We start from the raw sequence: 19,854 nt of genomic DNA, 5'->3' as shown, positions 1-19,854 counted from the left end.
GATGACCAATCATAAAGGAGTTTTTACTATGTCTCAAACTATCGACCTGACCCTGGACGGTTTGTCCTGCGGTCATTGCGTTAAACGCGTGAAAGAAAGTCTTGAACAACGTCCGGATGTTGAGCTGGCGGACGTTACCGTAACCGAAGCGCACGTTACCGGTACCGCCAGTGCGGACGCGTTAATTGAAACCATCAAACAAGCCGGGTATGGCGCGACGTTAAGCCACCCAAAGGCTAAACCGCTGACGGAGTCATCAATCCCGTCGGAAGCACTGGCAGCGGTTCCTCATGAGCTTCCGGTAGCGACGGCCGATGAAGAAAGCCAACAGTTGCTGTTAAGCGGCATGAGCTGCGCCAGTTGTGTCACCCGCGTACAACATGCGCTACAAAGCGTACCGGGTGTCACGCAGGCACGGGTAAACCTGGCGGAACGCACTGCGCTGGTGATGGGCAGCGCGTCCGCCGCTGATTTAGTGCAGGCGGTGGAAAAAGCCGGCTACGGCGCAGAAGCGATTGAAGATGACATCAAACGCCGCGAACGCCAGCAGGAAACCGCCATCGCCACCATGAAACGTTTTCGCTGGCAGGCCATCGTCGCCCTGGCGGTCGGTATACCGGTCATGGTCTGGGGGATGATCGGCGATAACATGATGGTGACCGGCGACAACCGCAGCCTGTGGCTGGCTATTGGCCTGATCACGCTTGCGGTGATGGTCTTTGCGGGCGGTCACTTTTACCGTAACGCGTGGAAAAGCCTGCTGAACGGCACGGCGACGATGGATACGCTGGTGGCGCTCGGCACCGGGGTCGCCTGGCTCTACTCCATGAGCGTCAACCTGTGGCCGCAGTGGTTCCCGATGGAAGCGCGGCACCTCTATTACGAAGCCAGCGCGATGATTATCGGTTTGATTAATCTCGGACACATGCTGGAAGCGCGCGCCCGTCAGCGTTCCTCAAAAGCGCTGGAAAAATTACTCGATCTCACCCCGCCCACCGCACGCGTCGTGACAGAAGACGGCGAAAAAAGCGTCCCGCTGGCGGACGTTCAGCCAGGGATGCTGCTGCGGCTCACTACCGGCGATCGCGTGCCGGTGGATGGCGAAATTACCCAGGGCGAAGCGTGGCTTGATGAAGCCATGCTGACCGGCGAACCCATTCCGCAGCAAAAAGGCGAAGGCGACAGCGTTCATGCCGGCACCGTCGTCCAGGACGGCAGCGTCCTGTTCCGCGCCAGCGCGGTGGGCAGTCATACCACGCTGTCACGCATTATTCGCATGGTACGCCAGGCGCAGAGCAGTAAACCGGAAATTGGCCAACTGGCCGATAAAATCTCCGCGGTATTCGTTCCCGTCGTCGTGGCCATTGCGCTGTTCAGCGCCGCTATCTGGTATTTCTTCGGACCGGCGCCGCAAATTGTTTATACGCTGGTCATCGCCACCACCGTACTGATTATCGCCTGCCCTTGCGCATTAGGCCTGGCGACGCCAATGTCGATTATTTCCGGCGTAGGCCGCGCTGCCGAATTCGGCGTGCTGGTACGCGACGCCGATGCCCTGCAACGCGCCAGTACGCTGGATACCCTCGTTTTTGATAAAACCGGGACGCTGACGGAAGGCAAGCCGCAAGTGGTGGCGGTAAAAACCTTTAACGGCGTTGATGAAGCTCAGGCATTACGTCTGGCAGCCGCGCTCGAACAAGGCTCCAGCCACCCGCTGGCCCATGCGATTCTGGAAAAAGCCGGCGACGATAAACTGCCGCAGGTGAACGGTTTCAGAACGCTACGCGGACTGGGCGTCAGCGGTGAAGCGGAAGGTCATCAACTGCTTCTGGGGAACCAGGCGTTGCTGAACGAACAGCACGTCGCCACGGATGATATGACGGCAGAAATCACCGCGCAGGCCTCGCAAGGCTCGACTCCGGTCCTGCTGGCGATTGACGGTAAAGCGGCGGCGTTACTGGCGGTACGCGATCCATTGCGCAGCGATAGTATTGCCGCGCTTGAACGCCTGCACAACGCCGGATACCGTCTGGTAATGCTCACCGGGGATAACCCAACGACGGCTAACGCGATTGCCAAAGAAGCGGGCATTGATGAAGTGATTGCGGGCGTTCTGCCGGATGGCAAAGCCGATGCGATTAAACGTCTGCAAAGCCAGGGTCGTCAGGTTGCGATGGTCGGCGATGGTATCAACGATGCGCCCGCGCTGGCGCAGGCGGACGTCGGTATCGCGATGGGCGGCGGCAGCGATGTGGCGATTGAAACCGCGGCGATTACGCTGATGCGCCATAGTCTGATGGGCGTGGCGGATGCGCTGGCCATTTCGCGCGCGACGTTGCGCAATATGAAGCAAAACCTGCTTGGCGCATTTATCTACAACAGCATTGGTATCCCGGTGGCCGCCGGTATTCTGTGGCCGTTTACCGGTACCTTGTTAAACCCGGTAGTAGCGGGCGCGGCAATGGCGCTGTCTTCCATTACCGTCGTCAGCAATGCCAACCGGCTATTGCGCTTTAAACCGAAAGCGTAAAAACGCTATATCAGGCAGCATCAGCTGCCTGATATATTATTAAGCCATCAGTAATTTACCGTATCAATATATATAAAATTTAACCGCACATCCTGTAGAAAAATAAAAATCAACATTTTATAATGTTTTTTTGAATCATAAGGATGTGTTATTTATGTTTAGAAAAGCAGTTACGCTTCTTTTCCTGCTTTCTCCCGCCGTCAGTTATGCAGGGTTATTTGATTCCACTCCAGAGTTAAAATGTGGCAACGATAATGCAGTCACGGCGGCAAAAGAATGGATTTACAATGAAGCATTAGGTCGTTTACAGCAAGACTATATTAAAGAGCCCTCCACGCTTTTCTTCGATATCCCCCAGACTCAATACGAGCAACAACTCCGGGCTATTCCTGTTCAATTCAGTGATGTAATCACGCAGAACCCTCAACCAGAAAATGCCAACCTACGAACTTGCTCGGCTACCGTCGCCATGAGTATTCCTCAGCCATTGTTTAAATTAATGAAAGACTTACCAAATACTCTATTCTATATTTCACAAGGGGATGGACAGGTAATAAACAATACGGTGACCTGGAAACAGGTTAACTACAATATTCAGCTAGCAGACAACAACAAAGATATTGTTGTCACCTCTGTGCAAAAAACCGATAAATTGGCGCGATCTATTTATGTAATGGCAAGAATGACGGTATCTGGTGATAGTATTATAAAGAAAAAAAATAACTCACTGATTGAAATCGCAGCAAAGAAATTTGAGAGTAGAGATCGCGAGCTTAATCAGGTCTGGAAATCGCTACCCGCCTCTGCCCGAACGGCATTAAAACAAGAGCAGCGAGTCTGGGTGACAAAAAAAGAGCAGCAGTGCGGCAAACTTAGCGATGCCAAATCCGAGGCCATACCCGCTGAAAAGCGCATCAGTATTTATAAATGCCAGCTTGAAATGACCATCGCCAGAACGGCCTATCTCGACGGCAGCGAATAACCCGACCGATCGTTGACGTCCCGTCAGGGCGCATTGCGCCCTTTTCTCCAACGCGCTAGCATGAGCTTTTTCAAAGGGAGCGCGTATGGAGTTATTAAATCAACTTAAACGTTTATGGCGCGCGCTGCGTGGTACCCCAAATAGTTGGCCTGCTATCGATCTCTCCCTGCCCGGCGGTCGTCATCTGCATCTGGTTGGCAGTATTCATATGGGGACACGCGATATGGCTCCTCTTCCAGCAAAGCTGGTGAAAAAGCTACGCCAGGCCGATGCGCTGGTCGTTGAAGCGGATATTTCTGGTAACGAAACGCCATTCAGCAATCTCCCCAAATACCCGCCGTTGGTCGAACGTCTCAGCGCCGGGCAGCTAAGCGCACTGGAAAAACGGGTCAGCGAGTTGGGTATGCCGCTGATCCATTTTGATAATCAACCTTTATGGCAGATAGCTATGGTGCTACAGGCCACGCAGGCGCAACGGCTGGGATTGCGTCCGGACTATGGCATTGATTATCAGCTATTACAGGCTGCCCGCGAAATGTCGCTGCCGGTGCAAGAGCTGGAAGGGGCGAAACACCAGCTCGAACTACTCTGCGATCTGCCCGATGGCGGGATGGCGCTGCTCGACGACACGCTGACGCACTGGCACACCAACGCACGGCTTTTGCAGGTGATGATCGGCTGGTGGCTTGAACAGCCGCCGACCAGCGTCGGCGCTTCGCTCCCCAGAACGTTTAGCCAACCGCTGTATGATGTACTGATGGTGAAACGCAATGAAGCCTGGCGCGACGCGCTGCTGGCACTGCCGCCGGGACGCTACGTGGTAGCCGTAGGGGCGCTACATCTGTACGGCGAAGGCAACCTACCGCAAATATTGAAATAAAAAAATGGCCAATATCGCTATTGGCCCGTCAAAGAGGAATTTCATCGTTATTATTATCCCGACGCTTTCGCTTCGGATCTTCAGATTGTCGCTCAAAGTTGCCGCAACTGCCAAGACCTAATGCACAAGATTATACTATTTTTTAGTCCGCTTTCGGGCGTATGCTGATGGCAAATCACGTCTGTAGTAAGAAGGAACGTTATGACACCCGCAGTTAAGTTACTCGAAAAAAACAAGATTCCGTTTAACATTCACACCTACGATCACGATCCGAATGAAACTAACTTTGGCGATGAAGTGGTGCGTAAGCTCGGGCTAAACGCCGATCAGGTGTATAAAACGCTTTTGGTTGCCGTGAATGGCGATATGAAGCAACTGGCCGTCGCCGTGACGCCTGTAGCCGGACAGCTGGATTTGAAAAAAGTCGCCAAAGCTCTGGGCGCGAAAAAGGTCGATATGGCCGACCCGATGGTGGCGCAACGCACCACGGGATATCTGGTCGGCGGGATCAGTCCGCTGGGACAGAAGAAACGGCTGCCTACGCTGATTGACGCGCCAGCCCGCACGTTTGCCACTATTTATGTTTCCGGTGGTAAACGCGGGCTGGATATTGAACTGGCGGCTGACGATTTGGCCGCCATACTGGGTGCTAAATTCGCTGATATCGCGCGTCGGGATTAAGCCTGCGTAAAATACATTGCCGGATAGCGGCGCAAACGCCTTATCCGGCCTACAGCAGACATAATCCGTAGGCCTTAAGGCTGCGCGCTATCAGGCAGAAATGGCTATCCGTACCGCTACAGCCAGCTCACCTCACCCTTTGGCGTAAACGCCGCCGCATCCAGCGGTGAATTTTGCTGAATAAACTCTTTCAGCACTTCCGCGTCAATAAACCCGGTATTCACGTAGCCCGGTTTGTTATCAATGCGCGGATAACCATCGCCGCCCGTGGCGTTGAAACTCAGCGTCGCCATGCGGTAGGTTTTGGCCGGATCAACAGGCTCGCCTTTGATTTTCAGATCGGTGAGCTTGCCCTCTTTGGCGACAAAGCTCACATTGGCGAACTGTGGATAGGCGCCGGAGTCCGGTTTCATCTGTGCTACGGCGGTGAGATAATCAACTACCTCTTTGCCGCTCATATCGGCATACACCACAATGTTGCCGAACGGCTGTACCTTGAGCACGCTTTTATAGGTAATATCTCCCGCCTCAATCGAGTCGCGAATACCGCCGCCGCTCATCACGCCAAAATCGGCGCCGGTGCGCGCGATCTGCGCAGCCAGAATCACCCGTCCCATATTGGTCTGGACAAATCTGACCTTACTGCGATCGCCTTCAAGAAGGCCATTCACGCTACCAATTTTCACCTCCAGTTGCGCTTTACCTTTATTCTGGAACGGCGTTAATAACGAGAGCATTTGCGGATTTTCTGCGATTTCCGGCGTGTAAAGTACACGCTCACTTTTCCCATTATCCCAGGTCACTTTTTTCTTGAGATTTACCGGAATAAGCTGGTAGTTAACCATTTTCATCTCGCCGTTACGGAATTCGAAATCCGCGCGACCCACATATTTACCCCACTCATGCGCCTGCACGATCCAGATGCCATTTTGCTTATCCGGCGCGCAGGGCGTTCCCGGTACGTAATTCACCTGTTTTTTATTTTCCGACGCCATGCATACCGGGTCTTGTGAGTGACCGCCCACAATCATCGCCAACGAACCGGCAGGCAGGCTACGCGCCATCTCAACGTCGCCCGGCGCGTTCGAACCGTGATCGCCGTTGTCATAATGTCCCATATGCGTGGTCGCGATAATCACGTCCGGTTTTTCATTCATATTAAGTTCCTGAATCACCACCTTTGCTTCTTCAGCAGGTTTACGAAACTCAATATCGGTGAAATATTCCGGGTTGCCTATTTTCGCCGTGTCATCGGTGGTTAAGCCGATTACCGCGATTTTTATATCCTGGCGTGTAAAAATAGCCCACGGCTTAAACAGACGCTCGCCGGTACTTTTTTGATAAATATTGGCGGAAAGAAAGGGAAACTTCGCCCACTTTTCCTGCTGGCGCAATACGGTGAGCGGGTTATCAAATTCATGATTACCGACGGCCATAGCGTCGTAGCCAATCAGATTCATCCCGCGGAAATCGGGCTCCGCATCCTGGAGATCGGATTCCGGCACCCCGGTATTAATGTCGCCGCCGGATAACAACAGGACGCTTCCCCCCTCTTGCGCCACCTCTTTACGGATACTGTCCACCAGCGTTTTTTGCGCCGCCAGACCATATTCGCCATATTCGCTGCGCCAGAAGTGACCGTGGTGATCGTTGGTATGCAGGATAGTAATTTTATAGGTTTTATCTTTTTCGTAAGCCTGTGCAGGCTGAGTCGTCAGCGCGAACGCCGCCAGTAACGCTAGCGCCACACCCCGTTTCAAAAATTTCATCTTTCTCTCCCTGACTCAATATCAACCGCAGAAATTACCTTTCCTTGCAATAATAGACAAATATGTTTTCAGAATTGAGACTTCCTTCAAACACATTTCACAGGTATGTTAGGCAAGTAATAATTACACATCCTACTATCTCCAACATCGCATAAAATTTAAGTGACTTTCTATGGCCATGAGTGAACCAACCCAGCCGTTAGCCGGCGCGCCCGCAGCGGCCGCTAAAGCACGTACTTCGTTTGGTATTTTGGGCGCGATCAGTCTTTCCCATCTGCTGAACGATATGATCCAGTCGCTAATCTTAGCCATTTATCCCCTGTTGCAGGCGGAGTTTTCGCTGACTTTCGTCCAGATAGGTTTGATCACCCTGACGTTCCAGCTCGCCTCATCGCTGCTGCAACCGGTCGTCGGCTACTGGACGGATAAGTATCCCATGCCGTGGTCGCTGCCTGTCGGCATGTGTTTTACCCTGAGCGGGCTGGTACTGCTGGCAATGGCGGGAAGTTTTGGCGGCGTATTGCTCGCTGCGGCGCTGGTGGGTACCGGCTCGTCCGTTTTTCACCCGGAATCGTCCCGCGTGGCGCGCATGGCCTCCGGCGGACGTCATGGTCTGGCGCAGTCTATCTTCCAGGTCGGCGGTAACTTCGGCAGTTCATTGGGCCCGCTGCTGGCCGCCGTGATTATCGCGCCCTATGGCAAAGGGAATGTCGCCTGGTTTGTGCTGGCTGCGCTGCTGGCGATCGTGGTGCTGGCGCAGATCAGCCGCTGGTATGCCGCCCAGCACCGGATAGCGAAAGGCAAGCCAAAAGCGATAATCGCTAACCCGCTGCCGCGCAATAAAGTCGTGCTGGCGGTCAGCGTATTATTGCTACTCATTTTCTCGAAATATTTCTATATGGCGAGCATCAGTAGCTATTACACCTTTTATCTGATGCAAAAATTCGGATTATCAATACAAAACGCGCAGCTCCATCTGTTTGCCTTCCTGTTTGCGGTGGCTGCCGGGACGGTAATCGGCGGGCCGGTGGGCGATAAAATCGGCAGGAAATATGTGATTTGGGGCTCTATTCTCGGCGTCGCGCCGTTTACCCTTGTTTTACCCTACGCCACACTGTACTGGACGGGGATTTTAACGGTGATTATCGGCTTTATTCTCGCGTCGGCGTTTTCCGCCATTCTGGTGTATGCCCAGGAGCTGCTGCCAGGACGCATCGGTATGGTTTCCGGCCTGTTTTTCGGGTTTGCCTTCGGGATGGGAGGCCTGGGCGCAGCGGTGCTGGGGCTGATTGCCGACCATACCAGTATCTATTTAGTTTATAAAATATGTGCTTTCCTGCCGCTTCTGGGGATACTGACCATATTCTTACCTGATAATCGACATAAAGCGTGATTTTATGGCGGTTAAAGGTACGCTTTAACCGCCTGTACATCCCGATGCCATCATGCTTTGCCTATCCCATACTTATCCCTTTTCCGTTCCGTGCTCTTTTTACCGTCAGATTGTATTTTTTTATAAAACACAACCATTTTTTATAAACATCCTGATTGAAATTGTCATAAACTATTACCCGGAGTTTTGGAGTCCAGCAACCAAAGGAGACGGAATGCATCACGCTACCCCGCTTATCACCACCATTGTCGGCGGCCTTGTGCTCGCTTTTATTCTCGGCATGATTGCCAACAAATTGCGTATTTCTCCACTGGTGGGATATCTGTTAGCGGGCGTTCTGGCGGGACCTTTTACCCCGGGTTTTGTTGCGGATACCAAACTGGCGCCGGAGCTGGCGGAGCTCGGCGTGATTCTATTGATGTTCGGCGTCGGGCTGCATTTTTCGCTGAAGGATTTGATGGCGGTAAAGTCTATCGCCATTCCCGGCGCTGTCGCTCAGATAGCGGTGGCGACGCTGCTGGGTATGGCGCTTTCCGCCGTGCTGGGATGGTCATTAATGACCGGCATCGTTTTTGGGCTCTGTCTGTCTACCGCCAGTACCGTCGTCCTGCTGCGCGCGCTTGAGGAGCGGCAACTCCTTGATAGCCAGCGCGGACAAATCGCCATCGGCTGGCTGATTGTCGAAGATCTGGTGATGGTGCTGACGCTGGTCTTGCTGCCCGCCGTTGCCGGCATGGTGGAAAAAGGCGATGTCGGCATAGCCTCGCTGGCAGTCGATATGGGGATAACCATTGGTAAAGTGGTGGCGTTTATCGCCATCATGATGCTGGTCGGACGCCGCCTGGTGCCGTGGATTATGGCCCGCAGCGCCGCCACCGGCTCGCGCGAATTATTTACCCTTTCCGTACTGGCGCTGGCGTTAGGCATTGCGTTTGGCGCGGTAGAACTGTTTGACGTCTCTTTTGCGCTGGGCGCGTTCTTCGCTGGAATGGTGCTTAATGAGTCGGAACTGAGTCACCGGGCGGCGCACGATACGTTGCCGCTGCGCGACGCCTTTGCCGTCCTGTTTTTTGTTTCCGTCGGCATGTTGTTCGATCCGTTAGTCTTGATTCAACAGCCGCTGGCGGTGCTGGCGACGCTTGCCATTATCGTCTTTGGCAAATCGATCGCTGCGTTTTTCCTGGTGCGTATGTTCGGCCACTCGCCGCGAACCGCGCTGACCATTGCCGCCAGCCTGGCGCAAATCGGCGAGTTCGCCTTTATTCTCGCCGGACTCGGCATGGCGCTCAACCTGCTGCCGCAAGCGGGACAGAACCTGGTGCTGGCAGGCGCTATTTTGTCGATTATGCTTAATCCCGTACTGTTTACCCTGCTGGAGAAGTATCTGGCGAAAACCGAAACGCTGGAAGAGCAAACTCTGGAAGAGGCTATCGAAGAAGAGAAGCAAATTCCGGTGGATATCTGTAATCATGCCCTGCTGGTGGGTTTTGGCCGCGTAGGCAGTCTGCTGGGAGAAAAATTACTGGCGGCGGGGATTCCGCTGGTGGTTATCGAAACGTCCCGTACCCGCGTGGATGAGCTGCGCGAACGCGGGATTCGCGCCGTGCTGGGCAACGCCGCTAACGAAGAAATCATGAATCTGGCGCATCTGGACTGCGCCCGCTGGCTGTTGTTGACCATCCCCAACGGGTACGAAGCCGGCGAAATTGTCGCCTCAGCGCGGGAAAAAAGCCCTGATATCGAGATAATCGCCCGCGCGCACTATGATGATGAAGTGAAATATATTACCGAGCGGGGAGCCAATCAGGTAGTGATGGGCGAGCGAGAAATTGCCCGGGCGATGCTGGAACTGCTTGAAACGCCGCCCGCAGGTGAAGTCGTCGCCAGTTAAGGGTTTGCCGGACGGCCCGATGCGCGCAGCGCCATCGGGCAAGCCAGATTAGCGATCCCAGTACGACTCTTCCAGGCTGTCCTCACGCTCCGGCAGCCCGCGTGTCAGACGCGGAGAATGCTGGTTCAGTACCTGATAACTGACACGGTTAGCATATTTACACACCTGCGCCAGCGACGAATAGGTCAGCCAGGTGAATTTGTGCTTACTGGAGTTCGGTACGTTGCTACGATGGTAACTGTTCGCCGTAATATCGTGCAGCAGCGCCGCCAGCGCGCCATCGCCCGCGCCGTTGGTGTTCATGATTTTTTCCGGCCCGCCCATATACGGCGCAATATGCGAATAAACGCGCAGCGGATTAATACAATCTTTATGGCGCATTGCCCGGCTAAATTCATACTGGTTAAATTCAGCAATAGCCCCCGGCAGCAGCGGATGCTGGGTTTTACGTTTTGCTTCCTCTTCGGTGAAGCCTGCCATATATAACCCTATCGGCCCGGCGGTGCATAACACCAGGTCGACCCAGTCCAGTGCCTTATCCGCCGCCAGCAGCGGGTCGTTTTCGCCGGTCAGCGCTTCCGCTTCTTCTTCGTTCATTGCCAGAATCGAGACATTCTCTTTGAGAAACGCCTGCCACCACTGCGGATTATCGGCGATCACAAATTTGGTGCCCAGTGTCATGACAACCGGCACGTTATGCTTTTTCGCGTATTCGATCGCTTTCATCGTCGCGTCAGGCATCGGTTCGCCAGGCTTACAGCGCACCAGATATGAGGTCAACACCAGCGCGGAAGCGCCAACGATCACCGCTTCCGGAATACTTTCCGCCCGTAACTGATTCATATGGCCGGGGCTGATAGCGAAGGTACGCTCGCCGGATTCGCCAATCAGCGTGAAACAGCGGCCAATCGGGCCATCTACCGCTTGCAGATAATTCAGGTCGGTACGGCTGGAAGTATTACACAGGTAGCGATAAGCGTAGCTGCCAATCTCAATGTTGCTGCACATCACGCCCAGTAACACCGAACGGTCATCCGCCAGTACCGAGTAATTGTGCATCGTATTGCCTATGGTGCCGCCAGCAAACTGATGGGTGATCAGATTTTCCCGCGTCAGTTCCTGATACAGCTTCTCCGCCACCTCGTCTTCTATCACCAGAGAATGCCCGGCGCTTAATCCATAGCGTGTAATAAAATCGTCATCCACTTTCGCCTCAATATCCACCAACGTCTGGTCGATACCGACGACCCAGGAGGCGTTGGTTTCCTGTTCTGGCTGAATTTGTTGCAACAACGGGTCACGCGCATTGACGGGAAAATAGTGTTTGGATTTACGTTTACCGGGAAATTTCATGATTGTGCTTACGGATGAATAACGGAGCGCTGCATGGTAGCACATTCCCCCTGCTGCGCGCGACGGACGATGGCGTTTCAATATCGGACGACGAGATCGCAGTTTCTCCAGCCGCGTTTTTTACAATGGTTCACTTTCACAAGGAGCGTTTTATGAAGCCGGAAAATAAAATTCCCGTACTCACCCGACTATCTGACGAAATGACAGCCGTCGTAAACTTCCAGCAACCAGGCCTTCCCCCCTGGCCTGCCGATGGCGATATTGAGACCCAGCGTCAGTATTATCTTCTTGAGCGCCGTTTCTGGAATGCCGACGCGCCGTCCATGACCACCCGCACCTGCGTCGTCCCTACGCCTTATGGCGATGTAACAACCCGGCTCTACTCGCCGCAGCCGACCAGCCAGGCCACCTTATACTATCTGCACGGCGGCGGATTTATCCTCGGTAATCTGGATACGCATGACCGGATAATGCGTCTGCTGGCGCGTTATACCGGCTGCACCGTGATCGGTATTGATTATTCGCTGTCGCCGCAAGCGCGTTATCCGCAGGCCATTGAAGAAACCGTCGCGGTATGCAGCTACTTCTCTCAACATGCCGATGAATACTCGCTCAACGTGGAGAAAATCGGTTTCGCCGGGGATTCCGCAGGCGCCATGCTGGCGCTTGCCAGCGCGCTCTGGTTACGTGATAAGCACATTCGCTGCGGTAACGTTATCGCGATTCTGTTGTGGTATGGGCTGTATGGGTTGCAAGATTCGGTAAGCCGCCGTCTGTTCGGCGGCGCGTGGGACGGCCTGACGCGTGAAGATCTGGACATGTACGAAAAGGCCTATCTGCGTAACGATGAAGATCGGGAATCGCCCTGGTATTGTCTGTTTAATAACGATCTCACGCGCGATGTGCCGCCCTGCTTTATTGCCAGCGCGGAGTTTGATCCGCTCATTGATGACAGCCGCTTGCTGCACCAGACATTACAGGCGCACCAGCAGCCCTGCGAATACAAAATGTATCCCGGCACGCTGCACGCCTTTCTGCACTATTCGCGAATGATGACAATCGCCGACGATGCCTTGCAGGACGGCGCGCGCTTCTTTATGGCGAGGATGAAGACGCCGCGTTAACGGTACGGCGCCGTGAGTTTCAGCATCATATCAATATGTTCCGGCGTCGCGTTCAGCGCCGGAATGTACGCATATTTTTTACCGCCCGCTTCAAGGAAAATCTCGCGGTTCTGTTCCGCTATCTCTTCCAGCGTCTCCAGACAATCCGCGGCAAACCCCGGACACATGACCTGAATATGGCCAGTCCCCTTTTCACCCAACATTTTTAGCGTTTCATCGGTGTACGGCGTCAGCCACGGCTCACGGCCAAAGCGCGACTGGAACGTCATCATTACCTTTTCCGGCGGCAGTCCCAATGCGGAAACCAGTTCGCGCGTGGTATCGCGACAGCGCTGCGGGTAGTCATCGCCTTCATCCGCATAACGTTGTGGAATGCCGTGATAGGAGAGCAGAAGCACATCCGGCTCGCCGTGTCTGGCGAACGACTCACGCGCGCTTTTCGCCAGCGCATCGATATAAGCGCCGTCATCTGCGTAATCGCGAATAAATGAGATACCGGGAATACGGCGTTTACGCGCCAGTATCCGCCCCAGTTCGTCCCAGACTGCGCCCACCGTTGAGCAAGAGTATTGCGGGTACAACGGCAGCACGACGATATGGTCGACGTCGCTTGCTAACAGTTCATCGACAGCGCTTTCCAGCGAGGGCGAGCCGTAGCTCATCCCCAGCGCGACGGGCGTGTCTGGCAACCGCGCGGCCAGCGCCTGTTGCTGTTCGCGGCTATATACCATGAGCGGCGAACCGCCATCCATCCAGATAGATTGATAGAGTTTCGCGACGCGCGGCGAACGCAGCGGTAAAATAACGCCACGCAGCAGCGGCCACCACAGCAGACGAGGAGTATCCACCACGCGTCTGTCGCTTAAAAATTGTTTCAGGTAGCGCTTTACCGCTTCAGGAGTTGGGGCATCTGGCGTGCCAAGGTTAGCCAGCAGGATACCGGTTTTCGTCTGACGCATTGCCGCCTCTTATCTATTCAAATTGTTGATAATTGTAGCGGAAAAGCGATAAAGAAGAACTAATTGCTGCGAGAGGTAAGACGAGAATTCGCCGAATGGCGCTAACGATACCAGCAGGCCGGATAAGGCGTTCAGGCCGCCATCCGGCACCGATTGCCTGATGGCGCTACGCTTATCAGGCTTGCGGGATAATGGCAGGCCTGATAAGCGGTTCACTACGCGAAAAAATTAACCGAGGATTTTTTCCAGAGCTGCGCGCACGTCGGCAACGGCCTGCGTACCGTCAACTTTAGCGTATTTGGTGTTGCCCGCTTCCGCTTCTTTCTGGTAGTAGCCAATCAGCGGCGCGGTCATCTGATGATATTCCACCAGACGTTTGCGAACGGTCTCTTCCTGATCGTCTTTACGGGTGGTCAGATCTTCGCCGGTGACGTCATCTTTGCCTTCCACTTTCGGCGGATTAAACTTTACGTGGTAAACGCGGCCAGAGGCGGCGTGTACGCGACGACCCACAATACGATCAACGATCAGTTCGTCCGGTACGTCGAATTCCAGCACGTAATCCACGACAATACCCGCTTCTTTCATCGCGTCAGCCTGCGGGATCGTGCGCGGGAAACCGTCCAGCAGAAAACCGTTACGGCAGTCTTCCTGGGCGATACGCTCTTTAACCAGCGCAATCACCAGTTCATCGGTCACCAGTTTACCGGCGTCCATGATATCTTTCGCCTGTTTGCCCAACTCGGAGCCTGATTTCACTGCGGCGCGCAGCATATCGCCAGTGGAGATTTGCGGAATACCATATTTCTCCATGATGAACTGAGCCTGAGTTCCTTTACCCGCGCCCGGAGCGCCAAGCAGAATAATACGCATTACGAAAATCCCCTCAAAGGTTGTCGATATTTTTTAAAAAGCGCTAAACGATACCACCATCACGCATTTCGCTCAAGGAAGCCGCCTGATGCTGAAACGGTTAACGAAGAGAAATCGAGAAAAGAGAAGGTATTATAAAAAATGCCGGATGGCGCTGGCGCTTATCCGGCCTACAAACAGTACTCGCCCGTAGGCCGGATAAGATGCTTCGCGTCGCCATCCGGCAGTCACAAAACAGTACTCGCCCGTAGGCCGGATAAGACGCTTCGCGTCGCCATCCGGCAGTCACAAAACAGTACCCGTCCGTAGGCCGGATAAGACGTTTCACGTCGCCATCCGGCAGTCACAAAACAGTACCCGTCCGTAGGCCGGATAAGATGCTTCGCGTCGCTATCCGGCAATCAGATGAGCGTTATCAGGATACCAGCAACTGGTTCATACGGCGGATAAACTGGTTCGGATCTTCCAGCGTACCGCGTTCAGCGAACAGCGCCTGATCCAGCAGCAGCTCGACCCACTCTTTAAACTGCGCTTCATCCTCGGTATCGGCAGTGCGTTTGACCAGCACATGATCCGGGTTGAGCTCAAAGATGTATTTCACTTCCGGCACGGACTGACCGGCCGCGGCGAACAGTTTCGCCATCTGGGTGCTCATTTCATCCGCATCGGTGGTGACAATCGCCGGCGTGTCGGTTAAACGGTGCGTCAGACGCACCTCTTTCACGCGATCGCCCAGCAGGGTTTTGACACGCTCCACGAACGGCTCAAGCGCCTTTTCCGCTTCTTTCGCGTTTTCGTCGACTTCATCCGCCAGTTTTTCGATGGACTCATCGGCTTTAGCGACCGACTGGAATGCTTTACCGTCAAACTCGGTCAGGTAGTTCATCATCCACTCGTCGATGCGATCGGAGAGCAGCAGCACTTCAATGCCTTTCTTACGCAGCAGTTCCAGGTGCGGGCTGTTTTTCGCCGCCGCATAGCTGTCTGCGGTGATGTAGTAGATTTTTTCCTGCCCTTCTTTCATCCGGGAGACGTAATCTTCCAGCGACACGGTCTGGGCGGAAGAGTCGGTATGGGTGGAGGCAAAGCGCAACAGTTTAGCGATCGCTTCCTGGTTGGCGTGATCTTCCGCCGGGCCTTCTTTCAGCACCAGACCGAACTGTTTCCAGAAGGTTTGGTATTTTTCCGCGTCGTCTTTCGCCAGTTTTTCCAGCATTTGCAGAACGCGTTTGGTTAGGGCGCTGCGCAGATTACGCGTTACCGTGCTGTCCTGCAGGATTTCACGGGAGACGTTCAACGGCAGGTCATTAGAATCAATCAGGCCGCGCACGAAACGCAGATAGTTCGGCATGAACTGCTCGGCATCGTCCATAATGAACACGCGCTGTACGTACAGCTTCAGACCATGTTTGTGATCGCGGTTCCACAGATCCCACGGCGCCTGCGACGGGATATACAGCAGGCTGGTGTACTCCTGCTTACCTTCCACGCGGTTGTGGCTCCAGGTCAGCGGATCGGTGAAATCATGCGCGATGTGCTTGTAAAACTCGTTGTACTCGTCGTCTTTAATTTCCGACTTGTTGCGGGTCCACAACGCCTGAGCCTTGTTGATTTTCTCCCAGGAGATCACGGTTTCGCCGTCTTTTTCTTCCCGTTTTTCAATCTCTACCGGCAATGCGATGTGATCGGAATATTTACTGATAATCGAGCGTACGCGCCAGTCATCGAGGAATTCATCTTCGCCTTCACGCAGGTGTAAGGTGATTTCCGTACCACGGTCATTTTTGGTGATATCGGCAACGGTGTATTCGCCTTCGCCTGCCGATTCCCAGAACACGCCATTTTCCGGCTTGTCGCCTGCTGCACGGGTACGTACGGTCACTTTATCGGCCACAATAAACGCGGAGTAGAAGCCTACGCCAAACTGACCAATGAGCTGGCTATCTTTCGCCTGATCGGACCCCATTGATTCGAGGAAAGATTTGGTGCCGGACTTGGCAATGGTGCCTAAGTGGTCAATCACCTCATCACGATTCATCCCCACGCCGTTATCGGCAATGGTCAACGTACGCTTATCTTTATCGAAAGAGACGCGCACACGCAGCTCGCCATCTCCTTCATACAGGTCCGGGTTTGACAGAGCGCGGAAACGCAACTTGTCCGCCGCATCTGAGGCGTTAGAGATGAGTTCACGCAGGAAGATTTCTTTATTGGAATAAAGAGAATGGATCATCAGGTGCAGAAGTTGTTTAACTTCTGACTGAAAACCACGCGTTTCTTGTCCTTTCATGTGGATAGACCTCAACAATGCCATTTTTAATGGTAAAAATACGTTGAGGGTGAGATGGGGACAAGCGGGTGTGATTTCAAGCGGAGGCCGCGAATGCCGCCTCCGTTTGTTCAGAAAATAATCTTATGGCGTCCCGCCAGCGAGTGGGACAGCGTCGTACCGTCGACCATCTCCAGTTCGCCGCCAACCGGCACGCCGTGGGCGATACGACTGGCTTCGACGCCGGCCTCCGCGCACAGCTCGGCAATATAGTTCGCGGTAGCCTCTCCTTCAACCGTCGGGTTGGTCGCGAGGATCAGCTCACTGATTTTTTCTGACGCCAGCCGCTGTTCCAGACGATCGAGACCGATATCATCCGGCCCGATGCCGTCCAGCGGCGACAGGTGGCCCATCAGCACGAAATACCGCCCGGAAAATTGCCCGGTCTGCTCAATGGCGTAGATATCCGCAGGACTCTCCACCACGCAAATCTGGCCGTTTTCCTGACGCCGCGGGTTCGAACAGATATTACAAACATCCTGCTCGGTAAAGGTGCGGCAGTCGGCGCAGTGGCCGATTTCCGACATCGCCCGGGTCAGCGCCTGCGCCAGGCGCATTCCGCCGCTGCGATCGCGCTGCAACAGGGTAAACGCCATCCGCTGCGCCGACTTAGGGCCGACGCCCGGAAGGCAGCGCAACGCTTCCATAAGCTGAGTTAACAGCGGACTGGTTTGCATCAGAATGGCATCTTAAAGCCTGGCGGCAGTTGCATACCGGAAGAGACGGAAGCCATCTTCTCTTTTTGCGTCTCTTCAATGCGGCGCGCCGCATCGTTGAAGGCCGCAGCGACCAGATCTTCCAGCATCTCTTTGTCATCTTCCAGCAGGCTTGGGTCAATTTCCACGCGGCGGCAGTTATGCGCGCCGTTGATGGTAACCTTCACCAGACCCGCGCCGGATTCGCCGGTCACTTCCAGCTGCGCAATCTCTTCCTGCATTTTCTGCATTTTTTCCTGCATCTGCTGGGCCTGCTTCATCAGATTGCCCAGACCGCCTTTTCCAAACATAAGCTCTCTCTCTTGATGGTTCACAATCGCAAGCCAGGCTTACGATCAAATGGGGCGGATACTCTCTTCATCCAGCTCGGCGTCGAAGAATCGACGCAGCGTCTGAATGTTATTATCCGCAATAATTGACTCACGCGCTTGCGCGAGTTTCTCTTCATAAATGGCCTGACGCCATTCCAGCGGCGTACGCACCGCGGGATTATCATCTTCAACGATGGTCAGTTCAACCGTCGTTCCCGTCAGATCGCTGAGCGCTTGCGCCAGCTTTTGCTGCGCGCCGCTGGAATTGAGGTGCCGCTGCGTCGAGCGCAGATGCAGACAAACCGCGTTGCCGTTCTGCTCCTTCCAGGCATTAAGCGCCACTTGCTCCACCAGCTTAGGCAAAGAAAGCTGGCTTACCTGCGCCGCCCACGGATCGCGCTCAATCGCTTCCGCCGCCAGTTTAGCCGCCAGCTCCGGCGTTTTTTCATGCTCCAGAGCTTTCTTAAGCGCTTTTGGCGTAGCCACCACTTCTTTGGTTTGTACTACCGGCGTGGTGGCCTTCCAGCGATAAGCCTCTTTCTTTACTGGCGCCGTTTCCAGCGCAGACGGCGCCGGGCGCGCCTGTACGCGCTCCGAAACCGAGGCCAGCCGCTCCAGCGCAGAGTTATTCACCGGCCGCGCGCGGGATGCGGCTGCCGGTTCACTCTTTTTTGTTTTGGTTACTCCCTGCGCGCGCTGTAGCTGATTGCGCGCCGCCAGCACCTGACTGGTAGATGCCGGCAGCGGCGCTGGCGATGTCTGCGGCGCGGGCGCCGACGGCTGCTGCACCTGCGGCGGCGTCATTACCGCCGTTGGGGCCACGGGCGCAAAAGACTGCCGCGGCGTTTCAGGCTCCGGCAAGGGCATACGCGGGTGAAACGCCAGTGCACGCAGTAACGTCATTTCAACGCCCATCCGCCGGTCCGGCGCCCAGGGCAATTCTTTGCGACCAATCAACAACGTCTGATAATAGAGCTGAAGATCGCCGGGAGGCACCGTCCGGGCAAGTTCGCGCATCCGTTGCTCGATAGCCGCCATATCGCTGCCTAACGCGGCAGGCGAAAGTTGCACCATCGCAATACGGTGCAGCAGGCTAAGCATTTCGACCAGCAGCGCTTCCCATTCAATACCGCGCGCCGCCGCCTCGTTGATAAGCGACATGACGCGTTCGCCGTTAGCGTCAACCACCGCCTCGACTAATGACAAAGCCTGGTCGTCGTCCAGCGTACCGAGCATGGCGCTTACCGCCTGCGTCGAAACCTGCCCGTCGCCGCTGGCGATCGCCTGGTCAGTCAGACTTAATGCATCGCGCAGGCTGCCGTCAGCCGCACGCGATAACAACTGCAACGCGCGGGGTTCGTGAGCGATATGTTCCTCATTGAGAATATGCTCAAGCTGATGGCGAATCTGTTCAACATCCAGCGCTTTGAGATGAAACTGTAGGCAGCGCGACAAAATGGTCACCGGCAGCTTCTGCGGATCGGTGGTCGCCAGTAAAAATTTCACATGCGCTGGCGGCTCTTCAAGCGTTTTAAGTAGCGCATTAAAGCTGTGGCGCGACAGCATGTGGACTTCATCGATCAGATAGACTTTAAAGCGACCGCGCGCAGGCGCGTACTGGACGTTATCCAGCAGGTCGCGGGTGTCTTCGACTTTGGTACGCGATGCGGCGTCAATCTCAATGAGATCGACACAACGCCCCTGCTCAATTTCCCGACAGTTATCGCAAACGCCGCACGGCGTCGCGGTAATACCGGTTTCGCAGTTCAGCCCCTTCGCCAGCAGTCGGGCGATAGAGGTTTTACCGACGCCGCGCGTGCCGGAAAAAAGATATGCGTGATGAATGCGCCCTAACGACAAGCCGTTCGCCAGTGCGGTCAGCACATGTTCCTGGCCGACGACGTCAGCAAAGGTTTGTGGGCGCCATTTTCTGGCTAAGACCTGATAACTCATTGGCAGGCTCTGAAACGCTGGAAGGTGGATTCATAGAAGGGTAATGCTAACACAACCTCGCCGATACAGCGAGGTTGTCTCTCTGGCTAAAATAGCAGTGCGGATAGCCT

Annotated in this window: 15 protein-coding genes and 1 other annotated feature; of the genes, 7 read left to right on the top strand and 8 right to left on the bottom strand. The window is 54.6% G+C overall.

What is annotated here, in order from left to right:
- Nucleotides 1-28 precede the first annotated feature (28 nt).
- From copA to ybaK, 4 genes are all read left to right on the top strand, one after another.
- Nucleotides 29-2,530 (top strand): copper-exporting P-type ATPase CopA, encoded by a 2,502-nt coding sequence (gene copA / locus ACLJR2_RS10425; protein ID WP_000083910.1) that lies wholly within the window; start codon nucleotides 29-31, stop codon nucleotides 2,528-2,530.
- Between the two features lie 154 nt (nucleotides 2,531-2,684).
- Nucleotides 2,685-3,512 (top strand): lysozyme inhibitor LprI family protein, encoded by an 828-nt coding sequence (locus ACLJR2_RS10420; protein ID WP_000488557.1) that lies wholly within the window; start codon nucleotides 2,685-2,687, stop codon nucleotides 3,510-3,512.
- An 85-nt stretch (nucleotides 3,513-3,597) separates the two neighbouring features.
- A complete protein-coding gene (locus tag ACLJR2_RS10415; RefSeq protein ID WP_000421865.1) occupies nucleotides 3,598-4,392 on the top strand; it encodes a TraB/GumN family protein in 795 nt (264 codons plus the stop codon).
- A 201-nt stretch (nucleotides 4,393-4,593) separates the two neighbouring features.
- Entirely contained in the window at nucleotides 4,594-5,073 is a 480-nt protein-coding gene (ybaK, locus tag ACLJR2_RS10410) for a Cys-tRNA(Pro)/Cys-tRNA(Cys) deacylase YbaK (RefSeq protein WP_000186618.1), read from the top strand.
- A 116-nt stretch (nucleotides 5,074-5,189) separates the two neighbouring features.
- On the opposite strand, the gene ushA is transcribed toward ybaK, so the two are convergent.
- Complete coding sequence (ushA, locus tag ACLJR2_RS10405) at nucleotides 5,190-6,842, bottom strand: bifunctional UDP-sugar hydrolase/5'-nucleotidase UshA (RefSeq protein ID WP_000670398.1); 1,653 nt, start codon at nucleotides 6,840-6,842, stop codon at nucleotides 5,190-5,192.
- 172 nt (nucleotides 6,843-7,014) lie between these two features.
- Between ushA and ACLJR2_RS10400 the strand changes: the two genes are divergently transcribed.
- Complete coding sequence (locus ACLJR2_RS10400; RefSeq protein ID WP_001251593.1) at nucleotides 7,015-8,235, top strand: MFS transporter; 1,221 nt, start codon at nucleotides 7,015-7,017, stop codon at nucleotides 8,233-8,235.
- Between the two features lie 214 nt (nucleotides 8,236-8,449).
- Complete coding sequence (gene ybaL, locus ACLJR2_RS10395) at nucleotides 8,450-10,126, top strand: YbaL family putative K(+) efflux transporter (RefSeq protein ID WP_000546202.1); 1,677 nt, start codon at nucleotides 8,450-8,452, stop codon at nucleotides 10,124-10,126.
- A 48-nt stretch (nucleotides 10,127-10,174) separates the two neighbouring features.
- Here the strand turns inward: ybaL and gsk are convergent, their stop codons facing one another.
- Entirely contained in the window at nucleotides 10,175-11,479 is a 1,305-nt protein-coding gene (gene gsk / locus ACLJR2_RS10390; RefSeq protein WP_001533999.1) for an inosine/guanosine kinase, read from the bottom strand.
- Nucleotides 11,480-11,631: 152 nt separating this feature from the next.
- On the opposite strand from gsk, the gene aes reads away from it, so the two are divergent.
- On the top strand, nucleotides 11,632-12,603 hold the full coding sequence (gene aes, locus ACLJR2_RS10385; RefSeq protein WP_000801789.1) for an acetyl esterase: 972 nt from the start codon (nucleotides 11,632-11,634) through the stop codon (nucleotides 12,601-12,603).
- On the opposite strand, the gene hemH is transcribed toward aes, so the two are convergent.
- The 6 genes from hemH to dnaX form a co-directional block, all read right to left on the bottom strand.
- Nucleotides 12,600-13,562, bottom strand: coding sequence for a ferrochelatase (gene hemH / locus ACLJR2_RS10380; RefSeq protein WP_001250078.1), 963 nt, complete (start codon nucleotides 13,560-13,562; stop codon nucleotides 12,600-12,602). The two genes, aes and hemH, sit on opposite strands and share 4 nt — an antisense overlap.
- 228 nt (nucleotides 13,563-13,790) lie before the next feature.
- Nucleotides 13,791-14,435, bottom strand: coding sequence for an adenylate kinase (adk, locus tag ACLJR2_RS10375; protein WP_001220237.1), 645 nt, complete (start codon nucleotides 14,433-14,435; stop codon nucleotides 13,791-13,793).
- Between the two features lie 415 nt (nucleotides 14,436-14,850).
- Nucleotides 14,851-16,725, bottom strand: a complete 1,875-nt coding sequence (gene htpG / locus ACLJR2_RS10370) for a molecular chaperone HtpG (protein WP_001523272.1) — start codon at nucleotides 16,723-16,725, stop codon at nucleotides 14,851-14,853.
- Between the two features lie 110 nt (nucleotides 16,726-16,835).
- Nucleotides 16,836-17,441 (bottom strand): recombination mediator RecR, encoded by a 606-nt coding sequence (recR, locus tag ACLJR2_RS10365; protein WP_001195023.1) that lies wholly within the window; start codon nucleotides 17,439-17,441, stop codon nucleotides 16,836-16,838.
- On the bottom strand, nucleotides 17,441-17,770 hold the full coding sequence (locus ACLJR2_RS10360; RefSeq protein WP_000467098.1) for a YbaB/EbfC family nucleoid-associated protein: 330 nt from the start codon (nucleotides 17,768-17,770) through the stop codon (nucleotides 17,441-17,443). The genes recR and ACLJR2_RS10360 overlap by 1 nt, the downstream gene beginning before the upstream one ends.
- A 45-nt stretch (nucleotides 17,771-17,815) precedes the next feature.
- The gene (gene dnaX / locus ACLJR2_RS10355; protein WP_001533973.1) at nucleotides 17,816-19,744 is read right to left on the bottom strand and encodes a DNA polymerase III subunit gamma/tau; all 1,929 of its coding nucleotides are present in this window, start codon (nucleotides 19,742-19,744) and stop codon (nucleotides 17,816-17,818) included.
- Nucleotides 18,419-18,483 (bottom strand) — a sequence feature (DnaX frameshifting element). Its footprint overlaps the gene before it by 65 nt.
- Nucleotides 19,745-19,854: the final 110 nt, after the last annotated feature.

The sequence above is a fragment of the Salmonella sp. SAL03688 genome, from assembly GCF_046551895.1.
Lineage (GTDB): Bacteria > Pseudomonadota > Gammaproteobacteria > Enterobacterales > Enterobacteriaceae > Salmonella > Salmonella enterica.
This window is presented reverse-complemented; position numbering and strand designations above follow the sequence as displayed.

Coding starts and splice junctions, on each gene's coding strand:
- copA (WP_000083910.1), top strand. CDS start 29: ATGTCTCAAACTATCGACCTGACCCTGGACGGTTTGTCCTGCGGTCAT.
- ACLJR2_RS10420 (WP_000488557.1), top strand. CDS start 2,685: ATGTTTAGAAAAGCAGTTACGCTTCTTTTCCTGCTTTCTCCCGCCGTC.
- ACLJR2_RS10415 (WP_000421865.1), top strand. CDS start 3,598: ATGGAGTTATTAAATCAACTTAAACGTTTATGGCGCGCGCTGCGTGGT.
- ybaK (WP_000186618.1), top strand. CDS start 4,594: ATGACACCCGCAGTTAAGTTACTCGAAAAAAACAAGATTCCGTTTAAC.
- ushA (WP_000670398.1), bottom strand. CDS start 6,842: ATGAAATTTTTGAAACGGGGTGTGGCGCTAGCGTTACTGGCGGCGTTC.
- ACLJR2_RS10400 (WP_001251593.1), top strand. CDS start 7,015: ATGGCCATGAGTGAACCAACCCAGCCGTTAGCCGGCGCGCCCGCAGCG.
- ybaL (WP_000546202.1), top strand. CDS start 8,450: ATGCATCACGCTACCCCGCTTATCACCACCATTGTCGGCGGCCTTGTG.
- gsk (WP_001533999.1), bottom strand. CDS start 11,479: ATGAAATTTCCCGGTAAACGTAAATCCAAACACTATTTTCCCGTCAAT.
- aes (WP_000801789.1), top strand. CDS start 11,632: ATGAAGCCGGAAAATAAAATTCCCGTACTCACCCGACTATCTGACGAA.
- hemH (WP_001250078.1), bottom strand. CDS start 13,562: ATGCGTCAGACGAAAACCGGTATCCTGCTGGCTAACCTTGGCACGCCA.
- adk (WP_001220237.1), bottom strand. CDS start 14,435: ATGCGTATTATTCTGCTTGGCGCTCCGGGCGCGGGTAAAGGAACTCAG.
- htpG (WP_001523272.1), bottom strand. CDS start 16,725: ATGAAAGGACAAGAAACGCGTGGTTTTCAGTCAGAAGTTAAACAACTT.
- recR (WP_001195023.1), bottom strand. CDS start 17,441: ATGCAAACCAGTCCGCTGTTAACTCAGCTTATGGAAGCGTTGCGCTGC.
- ACLJR2_RS10360 (WP_000467098.1), bottom strand. CDS start 17,770: ATGTTTGGAAAAGGCGGTCTGGGCAATCTGATGAAGCAGGCCCAGCAG.
- dnaX (WP_001533973.1), bottom strand. CDS start 19,744: ATGAGTTATCAGGTCTTAGCCAGAAAATGGCGCCCACAAACCTTTGCT.